We start from the raw sequence: 20,552 nt of genomic DNA on the forward strand, positions 1-20,552 counted from the left end.
ATAGGCCCTGTCTCCGCACCGATTTCGACCTGCCAGACAAACCCGGGACATCTGCCCGGGGAACCGAGGATCACACCCATGACCGGCAAGACACTTTACGACAAAATCTGGGATGCCCATCTCGCCCACGAGGCCGACGACGGCACCTGCCTGCTTTATATCGACCGTCACCTGGTGCACGAAGTGACCTCGCCGCAGGCCTTCGAGGGGCTGCGCATGGCGGGACGCTCGGTGCACGCGCCCGACAAGACCATCGCCGTGCCCGATCACAACGTGCCGACGACACCGGGCCGCGAAAACCCCGAGAACATGACCGAGGACAGCGCAATTCAAGTCGCAGCCCTCGACAAGAACGCCAAGGATTTCGGCATCCATTATTATCCCGTCTCTGACGTTCGTCAGGGCATCGTGCATATCGTTGGCCCGGAACAGGGCTGGACGCTTCCGGGTATGACCGTCGTGTGCGGCGACAGCCATACCGCGACCCATGGTGCGTTCGGTGCACTGGCCCACGGTATCGGCACGTCGGAGGTCGAGCATGTTCTGGCCACGCAGACGCTGATCCAGAAGAAATCCAAGAACATGAAGGTCGAGATCACGGGCAAGCTTGCGCCAGGTGTGACGGCCAAGGACATCACCTTGTCCGTGATCGGCAAGACTGGCACCGCGGGTGGCACCGGCTACGTCATTGAATACATGGGCGAAGCGATCCGCGATCTTTCCATGGAAGGCCGCATGACCGTCTGCAACATGGCCATCGAGGGCGGCGCGCGGGCTGGCATCATTGCGCCGGACGAGAAGACGTTCAAGTACTGCATGGGTCGCCCCCACGCGCCCAAAGGCGCGCAGTGGGAGGCCGCACTTGCGTGGTGGAAGACACTCTATTCCGACGATGACGCTCATTGGGACGAGGTCGTGACCATTCGCGGTGAAGACATCGCGCCGGTCGTCACCTGGGGCACCTCACCCGAAGACGTGCTTCCGATCACCGCTGACATTCCCGCGCCCGACGCCTTCACTGGTGGCAAAGTCGACGCAGCCGCCCGGTCGCTCGATTACATGGGTCTGACCCCCGGCACTGCGCTGCGCGATGTTGAAATCGACACCGTTTTCATCGGCTCCTGCACAAATGGCCGCATCGAAGACCTCCGCGCTGCGGCAGAGATTCTCAAGGGCAAGAAGATCGCCGTGAAGCGCGCCATGGTCGTGCCCGGCTCTGGCCTCGTCCGCGCGCAGGCCGAAGAGGAAGGTCTCGCCGATATCTTCAAGGACGCCGGTTTCGAATGGCGCCTCGCGGGCTGTTCCATGTGTCTTGCGATGAACCCCGATCAGCTTCAGCCCGGCGAACGGTGTGCTGCCACCTCCAACCGCAACTTCGAGGGGCGGCAAGGCCGCGGCGGACGCACCCACCTGATGTCGCCCGCCATGGCGGCAGCGGCTGCTGTGACCGGCAAGCTGACCGATGTACGGGAGATGATGTAGATGTTGCGGTCCACTCTTGCCCTCCTTTGCGTGTTCGGCATCTCCGCCTGCACGCCGACCAGCGCCGACCTCGGCGCCGCCGGGTTGGTTCCCTTTGAGCGTGCCGCAAACAACGGCGATGTCTATGTGCTGGCCTGCGAAGACGGGCCGGACGCCGGATCCCGCGCCACCAGTTCGGGGCGTGTTCTCGATGAGGGGTTCGACGCGCTAGAAGAGGAAATCGGTCGTCGTTTCGATGCCGCGGCTTCGGGCGGCGAGCGGTTCAGTTCCACTGACTTGGTCCGCCTCTCGACAAATACGGGGGAGGCCTTGGCCCGTCAGATCGACGAACAATACGGCTGCTTCCTGATCGAAACGCGCGAATAGCGGATCGACCAAAGCGGCCTAACCCGCCTCGGCTGGCTCCGGCACGAACCGACGCGCCGTCCGTTCGCGGCCCAACCCCATGCACAGGATCACCACCGGCAGCAACCCGACCACCGCAATCACCAGCGATGGCACCGCCGCCTCCCCCAACCGCTCATCCGCCGCCAGCCGGTGCGCCTGCACCGCCAGCGTGTCGAAGTTGAACGGTCGCATGATCAAGGTCGCCGGCAATTCTTTCATCACGTCAACGAACACGATCAACAACCCGGTCAGGATCGACGGCCGCAGGATCGGCAAATGCACCCCGCGCAACATTGATCTCGGCGTGCGTCCGAGGGTCCGCGCAACGGCGTCCACGTTGGGGTTGATCGTACTCAAACCGGCGTCATAGGCACTTAACGCTGCCGCCATGAACCGCACCGCGTAGGCCGCCACCAGCAGCCAGATCGACCCGGTGATCAGAAGACCGGTATCAATCCCGAACCGTGCTTCCATGAACGCGTCGAGTGCGTTGTCGAAGGCGGCAAATGGCACCAGAAGCCCAACCGCGATCACACCACCCGGCACCGCATAGCCAAGGCTCGCGATCCGAATACTGGCCCGCGCCGCAGGCGTCGGATGCAGACGCGCATTGAAGCCCAGAAGAACCGCCGCACCAACCGTAAGCACCGCCGCAATCACCGCAAGCGTCACGGAGTTTCGCAAGAAACCCAGATACCGTTCGGTCAGAAGGTTGTCGAACGAGGTCCAGCCGAGGTCCAACAACAACACAACCGGCAACCCGAAGCCAAGCAGCACTGGCAGGGCGCAAAACGTGAATGCTCCAAGGGCCTGCCAACCGTGTAGTTGCACTGTCTGCATCGCCTCGAACCGACGACCCGCGCCGTGGTGCCGCTGATCACGCCTTTGCCGCCGCTCCAGCGCCGCGATGACAAGGGCCACGACCAGAAGGCACAAGGCAAGCTGCGCTGCTGCGCTGCGGTCGAAGAAGGAATACCAAGCCTGATAGATGCCGGTCGCGAACGTGCGGACGCCGAAATAGGACACCGTGCCGTAATCCGCCAGCGTCTCCATCAACGCCAACAGAACGCCCCCGGCGATCGCGGGGCGCGCGATGGGCAAGCTTACACGGAAGAACGCGCGCCATGCGCCGTCACCAAGGGTGCGTGCCGCGATATAGGCGGTCGCCGATTGCTGCAGAAACGCCGCCCGCGTCAGAAGGTAAACGTACGGATACAAAACCAGCGTCAACATCGCGGCCGCGCCGCCAAGTGACCGGATCTCGGGAAACCAGTACTCGCGCGGGCCCCACCCGGTCAGGTCGCGCAACGTGGTCTGCACCCAGCCGGGGTGATCGAGAAAATCGGTGTAAGCGTAGGCCAGGACATAGGCCGGAAAGGCCAGCGGCAGCGCCAGTGCGATTTCCAACACGCGTTGTCCGGGAAAGCGCGTGGCCGTCACCAACCACGCCGCGCCAGTTCCGATTACCGCTGTGCCCGTTCCGACCGCGACGATCAGGATCGCGGTCGTCAGGGCAAACTCGCCCAGAACGCTGGTCCAAAGGCTGCGGAACGTGTCGAACCCACCGGAAAAGGCGGCCAGAACGGCGGCCACCATCGGCAACAGGCACATTCCAGCAACCAGCCATGACAGGCTGCCGAGGTGGAAGGCAGAAGGGACGCGATACGTTTTGGCCATGATCGCAAGCGTTTTTGTCGGGATCAGGCCGCAATGCAACCCCGTTCACCGTATGAAGGGGACAAACGGGTTACACCTGTGCGTCGCTTCGATTGAAGATCACCGGAAACCAATCCTCGCGCAGACGCTCTCCGGCCTGCATTCCGTGCCCCGGAAACGGTGGCGACGTCGGGCCGGGCCGCTCAACATAGCGCGCATCGTCACCGACAAATCGCACCGACAAAGCGCGACGCCGTTGCTCCGAGGTATTGCCCCGCGCGCCGTGCAGGATCCAGAAGTTGAACGCCACTGCATCGCCGGGCTGCAGGGACCATTCGCGAATATCCATACCCTCCGCGTCGGGATCGGGCACCGGCATGTAGGTGTTATCGTCGGGGTAGAAGTTGTCTTCGTTCAACCACCGGGTCGGAAGCACGGGTTTGGCCCATAAGTGAGAGCCTGCAACACAGCGTAGGGATGCCTCCGCGACCGGATCGACGGGGGCCCAGAAGCTGACCGTCTGTTGTCCGCCAACGAAATAATAGGGCCCGTCCTGATGCCAGGGCGTGGGTTTCGAAGTGCCGGGTTCTTTCACCAACACATGGTCGTGGAACAGCTGTGCGGTTCTGGAGCGCATCAAATCCGCCGCGACCTGGGCCGCGGGGGAGGTGCGGATCACGTGCTCGATCTCGGGAATGCGGGACCAGTTGCAATAATCGTCGAAAAAGCGGCCCTGATCCCCGGGTTTGAGGTTTTCTGCCGCGTAGGGTCCGGGTGTGTCCATGTTGCGCTGGATGCCCGCGCGCATCGTCTCGATATGATCGGCGAACAGGCCCCGGATCACGATCACGCCGTCGCGTTGAAACGCCTCGACGTCTTGCTGGGACAGGTGGGGTGCGATGTCGGACATGTCTTTCAATCTCTGCGTATGGGATACGATCCCTTGAAAGAGAACCCGCGCTCCGGCGCAAGTCGGAAAATTACGGATGAACGTGTTCGAGCCTATCCCTTGCGGCCGGAGACAGCGGTGCGCACGCGACGGCCAATGCATCCGGCACTGTTGTCTGGCATAGGTTTGGAATGACCTGAGCCAGCTTTGTCCCATCCGCCCGATGGGGCTGGTTCCAGAGGTAGCGCATCTCGACGAGGTGTTTCGCCTCTGCCCAGAACGGACGCGCCAGATGGATCGGGAGCCACGACATCGTCTTGGCCTTGAGGCGCTGGCCGGTGGCGGCTTCCACGGCCTGGGCCAGCTCGGCGCCGGTCAGGGTGTAGCCGTCGAACATGAAATCGCTGAAGATCGGCAGATCATCGAGCTTTTCCGCCAGCCGCGCACCGGCCTCTGCCAGGTTGGGCAGGTACGCCCATGAATGGGGTTGGTCCATCGGGCCGGGGTAGGTGACGCGGCCTTTGGCGAGCTTGGCGACGATGATCATGTCGAACCAGTTTCCCGAAGCTTCCGTATCGATGTAGTCGCCGGCGCGCAGGATCACGGCTTTCACGCCCGCGTCGCGGTAGGCGGCTTCCATGCGGCGACGGATCTGGCCGAGAGGGTTCGTGGCGCGATGGGGTGTGTCGGGGCCGATGATCGCCGGGATGTCCTCACCAAAGACGTAGACGTTTCCGGGGATCATCACAGCGGCGCCGGAGGTTTTGGCGGCGGCGATGACTTGGGCCGTGAGGCCGGGGATCTGAGCGGCCCAATCGGAATAGATTGGGTTCCACCCGTTGACGATAAGCTGCGTTCCGCGCGCCGCGTCTTGCAGCGTATCGGTGGCGCGGTTGAAGGGGCGGGTTTGCCAGCCGTGACGCTTCAGGGCGGCCATCATGTGGCGGCCGAAGCGGCCTGTATGGCCGAGGATGAGGGCGGTTTTTTGCATGGGAGCCTCCTTCGTTGATGTCTCCCATCTCATGTTGCTCATTCATCGATGAATAGAAATTGCCAAAATCCTGAGCTCTGCTATTCATTTATGAATGAGCAACGTGATCGACTGGCCCATGCTGCGGGCCGTTTTAGCCGTGGCGGAAGAGGGTTCCATGAGTGGGGCGGCGCGGGTTTTGGGGCAAAGCCAACCCACGATCAGCCGCCTGATCCGCGCCGCCGAGGAAGAGGTGGGCGACTACCTCTTTGCGCGCAACGAACGCGGATTCGAGCCGACCGGGATATGCGCAAGCCTGCTGCCCGAAGCGCGCGAGATCCGCGATGCGCTGCGCCGTGTCTCGCTGACCGTGGCGGGGGAGCAGCCGGGGCTGGAGGGGCGCGTGCGGATCACGGCGTCGGTCTTCGTGACGACGCATATCCTGCCGCCGATCCTTGCCGATATCCGGGCGAAGTATCCGTCTATCGCGCTGGACGTGGTGGCCAGCGATGCGACGGACAATCTGCTGTTCCACGAGGCCGATATCGCCCTGCGCATGTACCGGCCCACGCAGCTCGATACGGTGACGAAACATCTGGGGGATTTGCCGCTGGGGCTTTACGCCTCGGCTGGCTATGCGGCGGCCCATGGCGTGCCGGAGCACGCGGACGAGTTACGCGCGCACGCAATGGTGGGCTATGACCGCGACGACCGCATCATCCGCGCGATGCGCGAGATGGGGTTTTTGGCGACGCCGCGCTGGTTCCAGACCTGCACAGACGATCAGGTGGCCTATTGGAATTTTGTTTTGGCCGGGTGTGGGATCGGCGTGGGCCAAGTGGCGGTGGCCGAGCGGACAGAGGGGATCGTGCGGGTGCTGCCGGAGTTGGAACTGCCCGCGCTGCCGGTGTGGCTGACGGCGCATCAGAGGTTGCGGCACCAGCCGCGGGTGGCGGCGGTGTGGGAGGTGCTGGCGGACGGGGTTGGTGGGGTGTGTGGGTGAAACCGCTTATCGTTCGCGTCCATTACGTCCCGATGATATGTCTTTAGGAAGTGGGGGTCTGCGATGCGGTTTCTTTATTCGAATACTGGAAAACGAAACGTTCACCAGGCTCTTTGTCTGGCGAGATAAATTCGATTGCCGAAATAGAGTCTAGGTAGGCAGATCCGAGAATTTATATTGGAATTCAGCCAATTCGTTCTTATAGATATCTGCTACGAGCGCTCGCGTTTCATCATTATAAATCTCAGAAAAATTCTGCCTTCGAGTATTACCTTTTGCAACCGGAAGGTGCGACTCTCCCAAATCCAAACCAATATCTTGGAGCGCCTTGTCCAAGTCCTCGCTCAGATTTTCAAAGCGGCCAATAAAGTCGACTGCAATTTCATCATGTATTGTATAAATTGGCCAATTTGTAACAGGTCTGGCTAAAACGCTCTCTGGGTCGGGGCGAGTGGTATCTTGTTTTCGCTTCAGGAATTCCACGAAATCGACGCCTTTTGCCAAGGATTGTCGCCAAAAAAAGTCCGAAACTGCATGCTCATACGGGTTTCTAACGAAACAGAACTTATAATAATCTCGCCATGCATCAGGCGCGAAATCGCGTACGAGCTCAGCTGGTGCATGAGGCGGGTTATTTGATAGGACCTTTCGATAGGGCTTTTTGAGTGCCAAGTTTATGGACGCGGCCAAATCTACTTTCTTCCCAGATAAAAAGGATCTTCCAATTGATTTTATCAAATTTGATCGTGCAGAGTTTTCGAATGCCAACGTGCGAATTGCCTTTCGATTATACGCACCGCCCAACCGAATACTGTCGTGCCAAGCCCCAATTTGAAGATCATCAGGACCAAGAAACCTATTCAGGAGTGCTGTAATAGAACTGCCTGCTACTTTCCGGCAATGAAGGAAGATGAACTTGTGGCGATGGCTAATAATCAAAGTGCACCTATTCTGCATGGTTTATGCCGACAATAGACGTAAGCGGTCTTTATGATGCCGTAAAGTAAGATTCAGAGGGCAAAGACGCTCGCCTATCGGGTGTGTATGCTTATCTCGGGCCTTATCGTGGAACACGTGTTCAGTTGGCAGATCCCGGCGCGACATTTATGCTGCCTTGCGTTCGTGTATGCGATGCTTTTGGGGTCCGCTCAGCCCGCATTGGATCCCCTCTCGAGACCGTAATGCCGTGAAAAAACTCTGTTGGGGCGATAAGCGGGCATTGCCCGCCCTTGCTTGAACTTCCCCTCCCGCCACGCTACCCGAACGGCAACTCCGCTATAAGGGAACCCAGACCATGTCCGACCGCAGCTTGCTTATACTTCCAGGTGACGGGATCGGCCCCGAAGTCATGGCCGAGGTCCGCAAGGTGATTGACTGGTTCGGCGCGGCGCGCGGGATCGGGTTTACGGTGTCGGAGGGCCTCGTCGGCGGGGCCTCTTACGACGCGCATGGCACGCCTCTGACGGACGAGACAATGGCGCAGGCGCAGGGTGTGGATGCGGTGTTGCTCGGCGCGGTCGGTGGGCCGAAATACGACGATCTGGATTTCTCAGTGAAGCCCGAGCGGGGGTTGTTGCGGTTGCGCAAGGAGATGGACCTTTACGCGAACCTGCGGCCTGCGCAGTGTTTTGACGCTTTGGCGGATTTTTCATCCTTGAAGAAGGATATCGTGTCAGGCCTCGACATCATGATCCTGCGGGAATTGACGAGCGGAGTGTATTTCGGCGAGCCGCGCGGCATCCACAAGGAAGGCAACGAGCGCGTGGGCGTGAACACGCAGCGTTACACCGAGAGCGAGATTGCGCGGGCGGCCCGGTCGGCGTTCGAGCTGGCGCGGCGGAGGAACAACAAGGTGTGTTCCATGGAAAAGGCCAACGTGATGGAGAGCGGCATCCTGTGGCGCGATGTCGTCAATGAGGTCCACGCGGCGGAATACGGGGATGTGGAGTTGTCGCATATGTATGCCGACAACGGCGCGATGCAGTTGGTGCGGGCGCCCAAGCAGTTCGACGTGATCCTGACCGATAACCTGTTTGGCGATATCCTGAGCGATTGTGCGGCGATGTTGACGGGGTCGTTGGGGATGCTGCCGTCCGCAAGCCTTGGCGCGCCGATGGAGAACGGGCGGCCGAAAGCGCTCTATGAGCCGGTCCATGGGTCGGCGCCCGACATCACCGGGCAGGGCAAGGCGAACCCGATTGCCTGCATCCTGAGCTTTGCGATGGCGTTGCGGTATTCGTTCGATCTGGGCGAGGAGGCGACGCGGCTGGAGCGTGCGGTGGAGGCGGTTCTGGCCGATGGCGCGCGGACCGCGGATCTGATGGGGCCGGAGGGGGGCACGGCGATGTCCACGGCGCAGATGGGCGACGCGATCATCGCGAAGCTCGCCGCCTGACCCCTCGCGTCGGGGCGCGCGGCGTGGCAGGGTTGGGGCATTCCAACCCGAAGGAGCATTTGATGATTTGCCGTATTGCCGTTGCCGCCGCCTTGCTGACCAGCCCGATCCACGCCGAGGGTTATGCTGTCGGGGACACGTTTGATGACCCGATGCTCATCGCGCAGGAGGCCTTTGCGGGCTTCCCGCCGGGTGAGGAGGGGCGTCCGGGCGTTGCGGTCGAGGTCAGTACGGATTTCTTCGGGCAGATGACCATTCTGGTGGCGCAGGCCGGGTTCGCGGATGATTCGGTGGCCGGGCAGCGGGATCAATATGTTCTGAGCCAGCTCAACGGTGTCTGGACGATGACATTCACCCTGACGCAATACCTCTGCCGTCGTGGGGCCAACACCGTAACCTGGCAGACCGACCTTTGCCCTTGAGCTTACAGCGCCTATTGGAGGTTCCATGTCAGCATCGCTTCGCGGATCGATCCTGGCGCTTGTCGCGTTTGCGATTTTCGCCACCCATGACGTCCTGATCAAATATCTCGGCGGCACCTATTCGCCGTTCCAGATCGTTTTTTTCTCGGTCTTGTTCGGTTTTCCGATCGTCACGATCCTTCTGCTGAGAGACGCGAAGGAGGCGAACCTGATCCCGCGGCATCCGGGCTGGGTCGCAGCGCGGACGTTGGCTTCGGTGGTGACTGGGTTTTGCGCGTTTTACGCCTTCTCGGTGCTGCCGTTGGCGCAGACCTACGCGATCCTGTTTGCGGCGCCGTTGCTGATCACGTTGTTGGCGATTCCGATGCTGGGCGAAACGGTGGGCTGGCGGCGGGGCCTTGCGGTCATGGTCGGGCTGGCGGGGGTGCTTGTGGTGCTGCAGCCGGGCACCACGGACCTGTCGCTGGGGCATGCGGCGGCGATGGTGGCGGCGTGTACGGGGGCGTTCGCGTCGCTGGTGGTGCGCAAGATCGGTCGGGAAGAACGCTCTGTCGTGCTGATCCTGTATCCGATGGTGGCGAATTTCGTGTTGATGGGCGCCGCGATGCCGTTCGTTTACGTGCCGATCGCGGGGGTAGATGCCCTGGCGTTGGCGGTGATCGCGGCGCTGGCGCTTGTGGCGACGTTCTGCCTGATCCTGGCGTATCGAACGGCGCCGGCGGTGACGGTCGCCCCGATGCAATATTCGCAGATCCTGTGGGCGAGCCTTTTCGGTGTGGTTCTGTTCGACGAGGGGCTGACGTTACCGACGTTGGTGGGGTCGGGGATCATCATCGCCTCGGGCATCTACATCGTCTTGCGCGAGGGCAAGGGCGGCGGGTCGAGTACGACGCCGGTTCTGCGCACGCGCATGCGGTTGGGCACGCCGTCGTCAACGCGGGTGGCGCCGTTCCTTGACCCGGACGCCCGTGGACCGCGTGGGCCGTCCAACCCCGAGTGAGCCTTGCGAGACCCCTTGCCATCCGCGTCGGCCAAGGCTATGCCGCGCGACACGGTCGGGCTGTGGCGCAGCCTGGTAGCGCACCTGCTTCGGGAGCAGGGGGTCGGAGGTTCGAATCCTCTCAGCCCGACCAGTTAACCACCTTTTCTGATCACTGATCCGCCCCGGATTGACGGGATTTGGGACTGTGCGAGCTGCATCTTGCACATAGAAAAGAATGTTATATCATAGCAGTCTGTAACGGCATTCTTGCGATCCGACGGACCGAGCAGCGCATGACGAACCAGAACCTTGGCAGCACCAGCCTGCGCCGACGGCGGCGGCCGGGCGATCCGATGAAGGCCTATGACACATTGCCCAAACCTCTGCGCCATTGGCTGGCGGAAGCGGCTTTGCCATGGTCGCCGCGGTCGGTCCGGCGGATCTGGACACAGTCGATTGCGGACGGGCAAGCTCCTGAGGACGTGCTGCATCATTTGACGGAGCTGGAGCATCGCACCCTTGCGCGCGATGGCGGTGTGCTCAGGCGTTCACGTGCCTGAAGCGCCCAGGACAATTGGATGTTGCGCGCGTTCCGGGGCATGCTGATGTCTCGGCTTTGTCTCGAATTGCTTAATAAGCGATATCCACCCAGACCAATCGATGGGCCGACGCCTGCTCAACCGCATCGGCCAGGTCGCCGTCCTCGGGCCAGATAACACCCGAGCCGGTTACGGAAAGCGTGGCCGATGGCAGGATATAATCGACGCGCAAGTCGCCCGGAACGGGATCGCGCCAATCGGCGGTCGCGACACCGTGCGGACTTTGCGGGACCGGGTCTTGCAGTGCGTCATGGGACAAGAGGGCATGAAGCGCGCCACGCCGCCCTTCGCCACGCTCGGGATCAAGGTTGAGGGTGCCGAGATAGGCGAAGGTGTCGGCGGCGAAGGGCGGACCATCGGGGCTCCACTCGCCATGCAGGTAAAGCTCCCAAAACCGCAGCTCATCGGCGTTGCGCAGACCGTTTCGGTCTTCGGGTCCGTCAAACACCGGGGCCGATGCATGCGAAGTCAGGATATGGAACGGGCCGTCGGGCAGCAAGATTTCGACATCCCAGGCCGCAACCGGATGTAGACGCAGCACCGGCATGGCGGCGTCGGGCGTGACGCCAGCGGCGTTGTTGTCCGGCAGATCCCGCCAGAGCAGATCCGAGAAATTGCGTATCTCGCCAACGGGATGGCGAGACAATAGCGCAAGGCCGCCCGCGCCATTGAACCGCCCATAGCCATGCGCATCGCGGGCCCCAAGGGTCGATCCGTCACCATCGAGATCAAAGCCGGTCGGCCAGCCGGCGTTGGGCCTGAGCGAGACGATATGGGGGTAATCGAGGCCACGGTCTGCCAGCGCGTCGCGCAGTGCAGTGATGGCCGCGCCGCCACCGTCATAATCGATGTCCTGAAGCGCGAGGATATCGGCCCCCGCGGCGAGAATGACCTCGATGCTGGCGGCGGGGATATCGTCGAGCCGCAGGATATCGCGCAGCACAACACCGGGGCCGCGCCCAGAGAGGTCGGTGTGAAAGGTGGCAAGGCGCAAGGTTTCGGCGAAGGCGCCGGTGGCCCCGAGGCCGGATGCGATCAGGAGGGCACAGCCGATCCCGGCGCGTCTGCGTCGACGCTGGCCACAAGGCGTGCGCGCCGGGCGCGGATCATCCGCGCGATGCGCAACATTGCCAGCCCGCGCATCACGAGGCTGAGGGGGAGGAACATCCATATCGCCACTGCCCAAACCATGGTCTGCGGTGAGCCAAGCACGGGGATCTGAAGCTGGTTCGCCGCCATGACCGCCACCACTGGGATAATGAATGGGCTGCAAATTCCAAAGATTACGTTAACGCGGGCGTCGCGAACTAACCTTTTGATAACATCTCCGCCCGCCGTGGGGTCAAAAGTGGGCAGGTTGACCCAGACATTGAAGGCGGTGCCGCGGTTGGGCCAGTTCTCGGTCCGGATCAGGGCCGAGAAAATGAACAGCGAGATGATGGTGATCAGGACGGCCAACCCGGCCATGGCCTGCACCTGGCCCGCGATGGCCGGGTTCACGTCGTCAGGCAGATGATCCAGCACCAGACGCAGCGGGCTGGACGGGAAATCCAGCGCGTGTCCGACCAGATAGCCAAGCGCGGTGACGACCACGGCGAGGGTCGAGCCTTCGCGGTCCACGCCCATGATGACGGACAGGCCAAACAGCATCAGGAACAGGGCGATAACCCTTATTCTGTTGAGCGGAGGAGCATCCCGGAATTCGATCAGCCCGGGATATTTCGCGCCGTATTCGAAGGCCACCACAAGGGCGAATGCGAGGGAAACGAGGGTAATGACCTGCGCATTTTCCGCAGTCGACCCTGGGGCGAGCAGGGACGGCGTCAAAATGACGACGACAATCATAACCGCCCGCAAAATTGCGCCGACCAACCTGGAAACCACCGGTACTACCTCAATGCTGATGCCAGTTCATGCTGACACCTTGTTCTGCCTTTTGGCCCGCTTCGTGGTGCGATCTGTCCAATTTCGTGAGAATTGGTTCAAATGCACCCATTGCTGGCACGATTTTGACACATTTGTGCCCAAGTTGGCCGAAGCTGGCAATACAAACGGCGCGCCCCGGACTGAGACGCGCCGGTTAAGTGGCTGACCTGTCGCAGTTTTGCACCACCGCGAGAGGGGGATTAGGAGGGGGTCAGACCCAGGGACGCTCCTGCGACGCCTTGGCTTCGAAGGCTTCGATGGAGGCGGACTTTTCCAGCGTCAGCCCGATATCGTCGAGTCCGTTGAGCAGGCAATGCTTGCGGAACGCGTCGACTTCGAACGTGACTGTGCCACCATCCGGGCCGGTGATCGTCTGGCTTTCCAGATCGACGGTGATCACGGCGTTTGCGCCGCGTTCGGCGTCATCCATCAGCTTGTCCACGTCTTCCTGTGGCAGGACGATGGGCAGAATGCCGTTCTTGAAGCAGTTGTTGTAGAAAATGTCCGCAAAGCTGGTGGAGATCACGCAGCGGATGCCGAAATCCAGCAGCGCCCAAGGCGCGTGTTCACGCGACGAGCCGCAGCCGAAATTGTCGCCCGCAACAAGGATCTGCGCGTCGCGATAGGCGGGTTTGTTGAGCACGAAATCCGCGACCTCGTTGCCGTCATCGTCAAAGCGCATCTCGTCAAACAGGTTCACGCCAAGGCCCGAGCGTTTGATCGTCTTGAGGAATTGCTTGGGGATGATCATGTCGGTGTCGACGTTGATCAGGGGCATCGGGGCGGCAATGCCGGTGAGTTTGGTGAACTTGTCCATGGGCGTCTCCTTCGGTCGGGGGTGGAGTAGCGCGCGGGGCGGAGCGCTACAAGGTCATCCCAGTTTAATTCATTGGGGCACGGCGAAGGTCATGTTGGCCCAATGGGTGACCCAGATCGCATCGCCCTCGGCGGCGGGTTCCACCGGTTCGAGAAAGACGGCATCTGCCATGTAGATCATCCCCGCCTCGACCGGCAGGGTGACCACACCCTCGGCATCGGTGCGGTGCAGCGTGATCTCGACATTGCCGTCGGGGTCCTGCGCGAACAGCTCGACCTGGTAATCGGGTTGCAGGGCGTCGTCGTACCACAGCTCCATGGTGACCGCGCCGCCGAGATCGTCGGTATAGGGATTGTCGAGCGCGACCAGTTCCGCACGCATCCCGAAGCGCGCGTCCGTGCCCGCGCCTTCACCAACAGCGACCAGCGACTTGGCGTAGCGGATGTAATCTTCCTGAACGTTCTCCTGGCTGAGGCCGCGGGCGTCGTGCATCGCGGTCACATCGCCGAGATCCTTGTGATTGGCGAAATTCAGGAACCTTTCCCATGTCGACCATGTCAGGTCGCTGACGCCGGTCTGGTGCACGACAACGGCGAGCCCATCGGTCAATGCGTCGATGTTGAGCGCGGGGATATCGCCAAGGCGGCCCTCGACCTCGCGCGTTTGCCCCCCGTTGATCACGACGAAGGTCTCGAAATTGCGGGGCAGATAGCTCATGGAGGCGCCGACGAACTCCTGACCGACGCGCAGGTTGCCGGACAGGACCGCGTCCGGCGCAATCGTGTAAGTGCCCGGATCGATCCAGAATTCATGGGCCACGCCCTTGTCAGTCAGCGCCAGAAGCGCAAGTGTCGCGGCCAGAAACACGGGTTTCATGAAAGGTCCTCCAATGGGTGTTGCAACGATGCTTCGGCGCGTCCTGATGTCAATCGCCGTTGTCTTCACGGTTTTGCCAGCAACCGCCCATGAAATCCGCCCGACCATCGCGGATATCGAGGTTGGAGAGACCGCCGTCACCCTGAGCCTGCGGGTCACGCTTGAGACGCTGATTGCGGGCATTGACCTGAGCGCGGTGGAAAACACCAACGACGCGCCCGAGGCGGCGGTCTATGACCGATTGCGCGCGTTGGATCCCGATGCGTTGGAGGCCGCGTTGCGTGAGGCATGGCCCCGGATCAGCGCGGGCTTCATCCTGCAATCCGGCGGCGCGGCCCTGTCGCCCGAGATCGCGGCGGTGCAGATCCCGCCGGTGGGCAATGTCGAACTGCCGCGGGATAGCCTTTTGACCGTCACGGCGGCTTTGCCCGAGGGCGAGGCGGGTGTGCAGATCGGCCTCGCGCCGCAATTCGGCACGTTCATCCCGCGCCAGATCGGCGGTGGAGAGGATGCCTATGAGGGCTTTCTGGATGGGGGTGAGCTGACCCCGGAACTGCCGCGCGCGGACGTTCTGACCGAAGGCTGGCTGGATGTGTTCGTGCGATACATCGGGGCGGGGTTCGAACATATCATTCCCCTGGGCCTTGATCACATCCTGTTCGTGCTTGGCCTGTTCTTCTTTGCCACGCAATTGCGCCCGCTTCTGTTCCAGATCACCGCCTTCACGGTGGCACATACGATCACACTGGCGCTGGCGGCCACGGGGGTTGTCACCATCCCGGCCAGCATCGTGGAGCCGATGATTGCGGCGTCCATCGTTTATGTGGGCATCGAGAACACGTTCGGCTGGGGCAGCACGCGGGGCCGCACGGCGTTGGTCTTTGTGTTCGGCTTGTTGCATGGGCTCGGCTTCGCGAGCGTTCTGGGCGACTACGGCATCGCGTCCGAGCGTTTCGCGGTGGCGTTGATCGGGTTCAACATCGGGGTGGAGTTTGGCCAGTTGGCCGTCATCGCCATCGCCTTCGCGCTGGTGGGGTGGTTCCTGCATGCCACATGGTATCGCAAGGTGATCGCGATCCCCGCGTCGTTGATCATCGCGGCGATTGGTGCGTTTTGGGTGGTTGAGCGGACGCTTCTGTGAGGTTTCTGCAAGAGAACGCCCGGTGGCTGGCCACCGGCCTGCTTCTGGCGTTCGGGTCGTCGTTCGGACAGACCTATTTCATTTCCCTCTTTGCCGGTGAAATCCGGGTGCATTATGGCCTGACCGATGGGCAATGGGGCGGTATATACACGATCGCAACTGTCGCTTCGGCCGCTCTGCTGATTGGCTTCGGAGGCCGCGCTGACACGATGCGCCTGTCGCGCCTTGCGGTGATCGTGGCCGCGTTCTTTGCGTTGGCGGCGGTGCTGATGGCGGTGGGGCAGGCGGTTTGGACGCTGCTCCTTGCGGTGTTCCTTTTGCGGTTCTGCGGGCAGGGCATGATGACCCACATGAAGATGACGGCCATGGCGCGGTGGTTTGTGGCGACCCGGGGCCGCGCGATGTCGATCACCAATCTGGGCCACCCGATGGGAGAGGCGATCTTGCCGGTGGTGGCCATCGCGGTGATATCCCTTGTCGGGTGGCGCGCGACATGGGGCGTGGCGGCGGCGGTGATTGCCTTTGCCCTGATCCCGGCGTTGATCTTGTTGCTGGCGCAAGATCGCGCGCCGAAGGGATCGAACGGTGGCCAGGGCGCGCCGGGCCTCTACGGCAAGCATTGGACCCGCGCCGAGGTCTTGGGCCACCCGTTGTTCTACGCGTTTGTGCCGCTTCTTCTGACACCGGGGTTCATTGGAACGGTGGTGTTCTTTCACGCCGTGCATGTCGGCGAGGTGAAGGGGTGGAGCCTGTCGCAAATGGCCCCAAGCTACGCGACCTATGCCTTAGCCAGCGTGACCACGGGGCTTTTGGCGGGATGGGCGGTGGACCGGTTCGGACCGCCGCGATTGCTGCCCTTTGTGCTTTTGCCGATGGCGGCGGGCATGGCGTTGATCGGCCCGGCAGAGGCGCCGTGGCAATGGGCGGCGGCACTGGCGCTTGTGGGGGTGACGCAAGGTTGTGCCGCGGCTTTGGCGGGGACGTTGTTGCCGACGCTTTTCGGGACGAACCATTTGGGCTCCGTCCGGTCGATCGCGACGGCGTTGATGGTCTTTGCAACGGCCATCGGGCCGGGGATCACGGGGTGGTTCATTGATCAGGGCGTGACCTACCCCGAGCAGGGCATGGCGCAGGCCCTGTGGTGCGTGGCGTTGAGTGCCGCGTTTATTCCGGTGATGCGGTGGACCTTGCGCCTGCAACGCGAAGGGGCGCCCGTTTCCGAGCGCCCCTTTTGATCTTGGATCGAACGGGATTTATTCCCAGCCGACGTCGTTGAAGATTTCCTGCGCCAGCGCGACGTTTTCCGCCACGGCGGCCAGATCGACGTCATCGCCTTCGAATTCCCCAAGCGACGCGGGCGCGTCGGCCACGGGAACCCCGACAACGGCCGGATATTCGTCATTGCCGGCCGAGAAATACTCCTGCGCCTGATCGGAGGCGAGGTATTCAAGGAACGCCACCGCCGCGTCGGCATTGGGCGCATTCACGGCGATGCCGCCGCCCGACAGGTTCATATGCGCGCCATTGCCGCCCTGATCGGGGAACACCCAGCCGATGTTTTCACGCTGCTCGGCGCTGAGGCCGTCGACCTCGGTGCGGATGGCGCGGGCCATGTAGTAGGTGTTGGAGATCGAGATATCGCATTCGCCCGACACCAGGCCGCGCAGCTGATCGGTGTCGCCGCCCTGCGGATCGCGGGCGAAGTTGTTGACGACACCGGCGGCCCAATCGCGGGCGGCCTCTTCGCCGTAATGCTCGATCACCGCGCTCAGCAGGGTCTGCGAATAGACGTTGCCGGACGAGCGGTGGCACACCATGCCCTCATAGGCGGGATCGGCCAGATCGACGTAGGTCTGCGGCGGGTTTTCGACATCGGCGGTGTCGTAGAAGATGATCCGCGCGCGCTGGCTGAAGCCGAACCACAGGTTGTCGTCATCGCGCAGGTTCGCGGGGATACGGTCGGCGAGAACGTCGCTTTCGACGGGCTGTAGCAGGCCCAGATCGGCGGCGCGTTGCAGGCGGCTGGTGTCGACGGTCAGGAAGACGTCGGCAGGGCTATTGGCGCCCTCGGCCTCCATCCGCGCGATCAGTTCGTCGGCATTGCCTTCGATGCGGTTGATCGTGATGCCGGTGGCGTCAGTGAAATCGGAATAGAGCCGCTCGTCGGTGTCATAGTGGCGGGAGGAGTAAAGGTTAAGCTCCTGGGCCTGCGCAGCGGTGGCGGCGGAAACGGCGATTGTGGTGCCCAGAAGCGCGGCGAGTGTACGGGTCATGATGGGTCCCTCTTATTACCTGACTGATTTCGTCGGGAACCTTGAAGCGGATGCGGACCGCATCGTCAAGATGTTTCCGACAAAAATCATCGGATAAGCGCGCGCTTGCAGATGCGAAGAGGGAGCGGCAGGGTCGCCAGGAGCGGCGGAGCGGAAGGGAGGTCCCGATGCGTGCGGGTCTGATCTTTCTGATCATCGCCTATTGCCTGAGTCAGTTTTTCCGCGCCTTCCTAGCGGTGCTGAGCCCGGTTCTGGAGGCCGAGATTGGCACCACGACCGCCGACATGGCACAGGCGTCGGGGCTTTGGTTTGCTGCGTTTGCGATGATGCAATTGCCGGTCGGGTGGGCGCTCGACACCATTGGGCCGCGGCGCACAGCCTTTACCTTGTTCACCATTGGTGCGGTGGGGGGCTGCGTGGTCTTTGCCACGGCCACCACGCCCGGCGCCATATCGCTGGCCATGGCGATGATCGGCATCGGTTGCGCACCGATCCTGATGTCTGCCTATTTCATCTTCGCGCGGCAGTTTTCCCTGGCCTGTTCGGGACGCTCGCGGGGGTTACGGTTGGCGTCAGTTCGCTTGGCAACCTGTTGTCCGCCGCCCCGCTTGCCGCCGCGGTGGAGGCCTACGGCTGGCGCGAGACACTGTGGGCGACAAGCGCCTTTACCGGGGTGATTGCCGCAGGGATCGGCCTGTGCGTGCGCAATCCCGAAAAGCCCAAGGACGAAGGCCAAGGCTCGTTTGCGGAGCTTCTTCGCATCCGCGCGCTATGGCCGATCCTTGCGGGCATGTTCATCTGCTACGCACCGATGGCGGGCATCCGCGGCCTTTGGATCAGCCCCTACGTGACGGATCGTTTCGCGGCGCCGTTGGATCAGGTGGGTCTTGCGACATTGATCATGGGCGTTGCGATGGTGCTGGGAAATTTCGTGTATGGGCCGGTCGACAAGCTGATGGGGGGGCACAAACGCGCGATTCTGGGTGGCAACCTGATGGTGGCCCTGCTGTGCCTGTCGCTGTGGATCTGGCCACCGGTCAGCTTTGCGATGGCGGTCGGGATCTTTGCGGCGATCGGCCTGTTCGGGGCGTCCTACCCGGCCGTCATGGCCCATGGCCGCACCTTCCTGCCGCCGCATCTGACGGGGCGCGGTGTGACGCTGTTGAACCTGTTTGGGATGGGGGGCGCCGGGGTGATGCAGTTCGCCTCCGGCCCCACCCACGCCGGGTTGGCGGGGTCGATGGGCGCAGAGGCTGCGTATGGGGTGCTGTTTGCGATCTTCGCGGTGGTGATCCTTGTCGGGCTCACCGTCTACGCGCGGTCGAGGGACGCTTAGGCCGCGGGCTTGCGCCGCCGGTTGCGCCGGGGACGACGCGGTTTGCCATCGGCATTTGCAGGCTTGGCCGAGCGGTTGCGATGGCCGCCACCGCCACCGCCACCGCCGCCACCTCCACCGGAGCTGCGACGCCGACCACCCCCACGCGAGGGCTTTTCGACCTTCACCGGCGCGGGCCGTTCGCCGTAAGCCACGGGGATGCTGATCTTCATCAGCTTTTCGATGTCCTTGAGCAGGTCGACCTCTTCTGCGGAGACGAGGGCAATCGCCTCGCCTTCGCGCCCGGCGCGGGCGGTGCGGCCAATGCGGTGCACATAATTGTCGGGCGTATCGGGAAGCTCATAATTGATCACGTAAGACACGCCGGGGATGTCGATGCCACGCGCGGCCACATCGGTCGCCACGAGGATCTTCACCGCGCCGTCGCGGAACGCCTTGATGGCGCGATCCCGCTGGCCTTGCGATTTGTTTCCGTGGATGGAGGCGGCGTTGAAGCCATCCGCGACAAGGCTTTTCATCAGCTTCTCGCAACCGTGCTTGGTGCGGCCAAAGACCAGAACCAGAGCTTCGGGATCCTGGCTGAGGATCTTGCGCAGCGCGTCGCCCTTTTCGGGCTTGGACATGAAGCGCACGCTTTGGGTGATCTTGTCGGCGGCTTTGCCGGGGGGCGAAACCTGCACCTTCTTGGGATTGTTGAGGTAGGCCTGCGACAGCTCTTCCATCTGCTTGGGCATGGTGGCCGAGAACAGCATTGTCTGACGCGGGGTGCCCAGTTGCGGGGCGATCTTGCGCAGTGCGTGGATGAAGCCGAGGTCGAGCATCTGATCGGCCTCGTCCAGAACCAGGTGCTGCACGGTGTCGAGGCGGATCGCCTTGCGGTCCATCAGGTCGATCAGGCGGCCCGGCGTGGCGACGAGAATGTCGATGCCTTTGGCCAGCGTCGAGATCTGCCGCCCGATGCTTTGCCCGCCCACAACGGTGGCAACCTTGATCGGGGTTTTCTGCGTGAAAACGCGCAGGCTTTCGGCGATCTGGTTCACCAATTCGCGGGTCGGCGCCAGGATCAGCGCGCGCGCCGTCTTGGGCTCGGGCTTGCCGTGCAGGCCCAACAGATGTTCCAGCAGGGGCAGGCCGAAGGCGAGCGTCTTGCCGGTGCCGGTTTGGGCGAGGCCCATGATGTCATGGCCTTCCAGAGCGAGCGGAATGGCCTGGTTCTGGATCGGAGTGGGTTCGGTGAACCCATTTTCCTTGAGGGCTTTGGAAAGGCTTGGCTTCAGGCCGAGCATGTCAAAATCAAACAATACGTATCCTTTCGGGATCGCGCCAAAAGGGCACGAGCCGAGGGGGCCGCACATCGAGGTGCGGCGAAGCTAGGGTGCGACCGGGCGGCTCATCCGC

Annotated in this window: 20 protein-coding genes, 1 tRNA gene and 1 pseudogene; 12 read left to right on the plus strand and 10 right to left on the minus strand. The window is 62.4% G+C overall.

Annotated elements, in window-relative coordinates; all coding sequences use genetic code 11:
• Window positions 1-78 precede the first annotated feature (78 nt).
• Both leuC and V8J83_RS10765 read left to right on the plus strand, forming a co-directional pair.
• Window positions 79-1,482, plus strand: a complete 1,404-nt coding sequence (gene leuC, locus V8J83_RS10760) for a 3-isopropylmalate dehydratase large subunit (protein WP_339986298.1) — start codon at window positions 79-81, stop codon at window positions 1,480-1,482.
• A complete protein-coding gene (locus V8J83_RS10765; RefSeq protein WP_339986299.1) occupies window positions 1,483-1,848 on the plus strand; it encodes a hypothetical protein in 366 nt (121 codons plus the stop codon).
• An 18-nt stretch (window positions 1,849-1,866) separates the two neighbouring features.
• Here V8J83_RS10765 and V8J83_RS10770 read toward each other — a convergent pair whose 3' ends face one another.
• The 3 genes from V8J83_RS10770 to V8J83_RS10780 form a co-directional block, all read right to left on the minus strand.
• Complete coding sequence (locus V8J83_RS10770; RefSeq protein ID WP_339986300.1) at window positions 1,867-3,546, minus strand: ABC transporter permease; 1,680 nt, start codon at window positions 3,544-3,546, stop codon at window positions 1,867-1,869.
• Window positions 3,547-3,616: 70 nt separating this feature from the next.
• Window positions 3,617-4,435: a phytanoyl-CoA dioxygenase family protein gene (locus V8J83_RS10775; protein WP_339986301.1), complete on the minus strand. Its 819-nt coding sequence runs from the start codon at window positions 4,433-4,435 to the stop codon at window positions 3,617-3,619.
• Window positions 4,436-4,505: 70 nt separating this feature from the next.
• Window positions 4,506-5,405, minus strand: a complete 900-nt coding sequence (locus tag V8J83_RS10780) for a Rossmann-fold NAD(P)-binding domain-containing protein (protein WP_339986302.1) — start codon at window positions 5,403-5,405, stop codon at window positions 4,506-4,508.
• A gap of 94 nt (window positions 5,406-5,499) precedes the next feature.
• Here V8J83_RS10780 and V8J83_RS10785 point away from each other — a divergent pair, with 94 nt between their 5' ends.
• A complete protein-coding gene (locus V8J83_RS10785; protein ID WP_339986303.1) occupies window positions 5,500-6,387 on the plus strand; it encodes a LysR family transcriptional regulator in 888 nt (295 codons plus the stop codon).
• A 150-nt stretch (window positions 6,388-6,537) separates the two neighbouring features.
• Here V8J83_RS10785 and V8J83_RS10790 read toward each other — a convergent pair whose 3' ends face one another.
• On the minus strand, window positions 6,538-7,344 hold the full coding sequence (locus V8J83_RS10790) for a sulfotransferase family 2 domain-containing protein (RefSeq protein WP_339986304.1): 807 nt from the start codon (window positions 7,342-7,344) through the stop codon (window positions 6,538-6,540).
• Between the two features lie 337 nt (window positions 7,345-7,681).
• Here V8J83_RS10790 and leuB point away from each other — a divergent pair, with 337 nt between their 5' ends.
• The 5 genes from leuB to V8J83_RS10815 all read left to right on the plus strand — a co-directional run bounded on the left by leuB (window position 7,682) and on the right by V8J83_RS10815 (window position 10,746).
• Entirely contained in the window at window positions 7,682-8,782 is a 1,101-nt protein-coding gene (gene leuB, locus V8J83_RS10795) for a 3-isopropylmalate dehydrogenase (protein WP_339986305.1), read from the plus strand.
• Window positions 8,783-8,844: 62 nt separating this feature from the next.
• Window positions 8,845-9,204 (plus strand): hypothetical protein, encoded by a 360-nt coding sequence (locus V8J83_RS10800; RefSeq protein WP_339986306.1) that lies wholly within the window; start codon window positions 8,845-8,847, stop codon window positions 9,202-9,204.
• A gap of 25 nt (window positions 9,205-9,229) precedes the next feature.
• Window positions 9,230-10,204 (plus strand): DMT family transporter, encoded by a 975-nt coding sequence (locus V8J83_RS10805; protein ID WP_339986307.1) that lies wholly within the window; start codon window positions 9,230-9,232, stop codon window positions 10,202-10,204.
• Between the two features lie 56 nt (window positions 10,205-10,260).
• Window positions 10,261-10,337, plus strand: a tRNA-Pro gene (locus V8J83_RS10810).
• 142 nt (window positions 10,338-10,479) lie between these two features.
• Window positions 10,480-10,746 (plus strand): DUF6525 family protein, encoded by a 267-nt coding sequence (locus V8J83_RS10815; RefSeq protein WP_339986308.1) that lies wholly within the window; start codon window positions 10,480-10,482, stop codon window positions 10,744-10,746.
• A 70-nt stretch (window positions 10,747-10,816) separates the two neighbouring features.
• Here V8J83_RS10815 and V8J83_RS10820 read toward each other — a convergent pair whose 3' ends face one another.
• Both V8J83_RS10820 and V8J83_RS10825 read right to left on the minus strand, forming a co-directional pair.
• On the minus strand, window positions 10,817-11,779 hold the full coding sequence (locus V8J83_RS10820; RefSeq protein ID WP_339986309.1) for an endonuclease/exonuclease/phosphatase family protein: 963 nt from the start codon (window positions 11,777-11,779) through the stop codon (window positions 10,817-10,819).
• A 41-nt stretch (window positions 11,780-11,820) separates the two neighbouring features.
• Window positions 11,821-12,630 (minus strand): hypothetical protein, encoded by an 810-nt coding sequence (locus tag V8J83_RS10825; protein WP_339986310.1) that lies wholly within the window; start codon window positions 12,628-12,630, stop codon window positions 11,821-11,823.
• Between V8J83_RS10825 and V8J83_RS10830 the strand changes: the two genes are divergently transcribed.
• Window positions 12,614-12,877, plus strand: a complete 264-nt coding sequence (locus V8J83_RS10830) for a hypothetical protein (RefSeq protein WP_339986311.1) — start codon at window positions 12,614-12,616, stop codon at window positions 12,875-12,877. The genes V8J83_RS10825 and V8J83_RS10830 overlap by 17 nt on opposite strands.
• Window positions 12,878-12,922: 45 nt before the next feature.
• Here the strand turns inward: V8J83_RS10830 and leuD are convergent, their stop codons facing one another.
• On the minus strand, window positions 12,923-13,528 hold the full coding sequence (gene leuD / locus V8J83_RS10835) for a 3-isopropylmalate dehydratase small subunit (RefSeq protein WP_339986312.1): 606 nt from the start codon (window positions 13,526-13,528) through the stop codon (window positions 12,923-12,925).
• A 69-nt stretch (window positions 13,529-13,597) separates the two neighbouring features.
• A complete protein-coding gene (locus tag V8J83_RS10840; RefSeq protein WP_339986313.1) occupies window positions 13,598-14,404 on the minus strand; it encodes a DUF4198 domain-containing protein in 807 nt (268 codons plus the stop codon).
• A gap of 46 nt (window positions 14,405-14,450) precedes the next feature.
• On the opposite strand from V8J83_RS10840, the gene V8J83_RS10845 reads away from it, so the two are divergent.
• Both V8J83_RS10845 and V8J83_RS10850 read left to right on the plus strand, forming a co-directional pair.
• Window positions 14,451-15,545 carry a HupE/UreJ family protein gene (locus tag V8J83_RS10845; RefSeq protein ID WP_339986315.1) on the plus strand — a complete coding sequence of 365 codons (1,095 nt, stop codon included), beginning with the start codon at window positions 14,451-14,453 and terminating at the stop codon, window positions 15,543-15,545.
• Window positions 15,542-16,780, plus strand: a complete 1,239-nt coding sequence (locus V8J83_RS10850; RefSeq protein WP_339986316.1) for an MFS transporter — start codon at window positions 15,542-15,544, stop codon at window positions 16,778-16,780. Before V8J83_RS10845 ends, V8J83_RS10850 begins: the two co-directional genes overlap by 4 nt.
• 18 nt (window positions 16,781-16,798) lie before the next feature.
• On the opposite strand, the gene V8J83_RS10855 is transcribed toward V8J83_RS10850, so the two are convergent.
• Window positions 16,799-17,818: an extracellular solute-binding protein gene (locus tag V8J83_RS10855; protein ID WP_339986317.1), complete on the minus strand. Its 1,020-nt coding sequence runs from the start codon at window positions 17,816-17,818 to the stop codon at window positions 16,799-16,801.
• A 167-nt stretch (window positions 17,819-17,985) separates the two neighbouring features.
• Between V8J83_RS10855 and V8J83_RS10860 the strand changes: the two are divergent.
• Window positions 17,986-19,154, plus strand: a pseudogene (locus V8J83_RS10860) (MFS transporter).
• Here V8J83_RS10860 and V8J83_RS10865 read toward each other — a convergent pair.
• Window positions 19,151-20,455 (minus strand): DEAD/DEAH box helicase, encoded by a 1,305-nt coding sequence (locus tag V8J83_RS10865; RefSeq protein WP_339986318.1) that lies wholly within the window; start codon window positions 20,453-20,455, stop codon window positions 19,151-19,153. The pseudogene V8J83_RS10860 and the gene V8J83_RS10865 sit on opposite strands and share 4 nt — an antisense overlap.
• Between the last annotated feature and the right edge of the window lie 97 nt (window positions 20,456-20,552).

This window comes from Gymnodinialimonas ulvae (assembly GCF_037543845.1).
Classification (GTDB): Bacteria; Pseudomonadota; Alphaproteobacteria; order Rhodobacterales; family Rhodobacteraceae; genus Gymnodinialimonas; species Gymnodinialimonas ulvae.